Annotated in this window: 1 protein-coding gene; it reads right to left on the bottom strand. The window is 42.4% G+C overall.

Annotation, left to right across the window (positions count from 1 at the left end):
* Positions 1-48: 48 nt before the first annotated feature.
* Positions 49-549, bottom strand: a 501-nt coding sequence (locus tag ABN217_RS20105) for a 3-deoxy-7-phosphoheptulonate synthase (RefSeq protein ID WP_349459984.1), incomplete at its 5' end; no start/stop codon positions are given.

Below are 549 nucleotides of genomic sequence, written 5' to 3'. Positions count from 1 at the left end.
GCTCTTTCAGGCTAAGATAACCAGAAAGAGCCAATGATATCATTTAAATCACTTGAAACGGCTTTCAACAGCTTGAACTAAGATATCGAGTAGTTCTTCAGTATCATCCCATCCTAAGCATGGATCAGTGATTGATTGTCCATAGGTAAGGGGCTGCCCAGAGACAATTTTTTGTGTACCTTCAAGCAAGAAACTTTCAGCCATGACGCCACTAATTGCTGTTGAACCCCCTTTAATTTGCTCAGCAATGTCTCTAGCAACATCTAACTGGCGGCGATGGATTTTCTGGCAATTTCCATGACTAAAGTCGATGACTAAATGCTCTGCTAACTCAAACTCACGGAGTTTGTCACAGGCAGCGGCGATATCACCAATCGCATAATTAGGTTGTTTACCACCACGCATAATAATATGACCATGTGGGTTACCGCTGGTTTGGTAGATAGTCATTTGGCCGCTTTTATCTGGTGATAAAAACATATGCTGAGCTTTCGCAGCACGGATCGCATCAATTGCGATACGGATATTGCCATCAGTACCATTTTTGAA

The sequence above is a fragment of the Proteus sp. fly-1067 genome, assembly GCF_040139345.1.
Lineage (GTDB): Bacteria > Pseudomonadota > Gammaproteobacteria > Enterobacterales > Enterobacteriaceae > Proteus > Proteus vulgaris_B.
The sequence above is the reverse complement of the archived record's forward strand: the minus strand, read 5'-3'. Positions and strand labels throughout refer to the sequence as shown.